1 protein-coding gene is annotated in these 895 nt (G+C 69.5%); it reads left to right on the top strand.

The window, feature by feature from the left end; all coding sequences use genetic code 11:
- Positions 1–895, top strand: an 895-nt coding sequence (locus IE313_RS34625; RefSeq protein WP_268256819.1) for a penicillin-binding transpeptidase domain-containing protein, incomplete at both ends; no start/stop codon positions are given.

Consider the following 895-nt stretch of genomic DNA (forward strand, 5'->3'; position numbering starts at 1 on the left):
CGATCCTGGACGCGCGCGGTGTGCCGCTCGCCGACAACGAGACCCGGCTCGTCGTCTCCGCCTCCCGCACCAAGCTGATGAGGATGGACGACGGCGGCACGGCGGTCCTCACGAAGCTCGCCCACGTCCTGGGCGTCGAGCCCCGGACGGTCATGGACAAGGTCCGATTGTGCGACGCGCACACGAAGCAGCCGTGCTGGAACGGCTCGCCGTACCAGCCGATCCCCATCACGGACGAGGCGACGCCCAAGCAGGCCCTGCAGATCCGGGAGCGTTCCGAGGACTTCCCCGGTATCACCGCGGAGCCGACGGCGGTGCGGCGCTATCCGGCGCCGGGTGAGGCGAACACGGCCCAGGTGCTCGGGTACCTCTCGCCGGTCACGGACGAGGAGATCAAGCAGGCGGAGGACACGGACTCGCCGTATCTGCGCTCGGACATGGTGGGCCGCAGCGGTCTGGAGCGGCAGTACGACAAGGAGCTGCGCGGCAAGGCCGGCGTCACCCGCTACGAGGTCGACAACCTCGGCCGGGTCATCGGCCAGGCCGACAGCGACAAGGCCGAGGCCGGGGCGAACATCGTCACCAGCATCGACGCACGGGTGCAGCGGGTGGCGGAGTACGAGCTGAACGACGCGATCAAGGCGGCGCGCACCCAGATCGACCCGGTCACGGGCGTGAAGTACAAGGCCGACTCGGGCGCGGTCGTGGTGATGGAGGCCAAGACCGGCCGGGTGGTCGCGATGGCGTCCAACCCGTCCTACGACCCGAACGCCTGGGTGGGCGGCATCTCCGGCAAGGACTACGCGAAGCTCACCGGCAAGGACTCCAACTACCCGCTCCTCAACCGCGCCATCCAGGGCCAGTCCGCGCCCGGCTCCACCTTCAAGGTGATCTC

Origin of the sequence: Streptomyces sulfonofaciens (genome assembly GCF_014656295.1) — a bacterium.
In the GTDB taxonomy this organism is placed as follows: Bacteria; Actinomycetota; Actinomycetes; order Streptomycetales; family Streptomycetaceae; genus Streptomyces; species Streptomyces sulfonofaciens.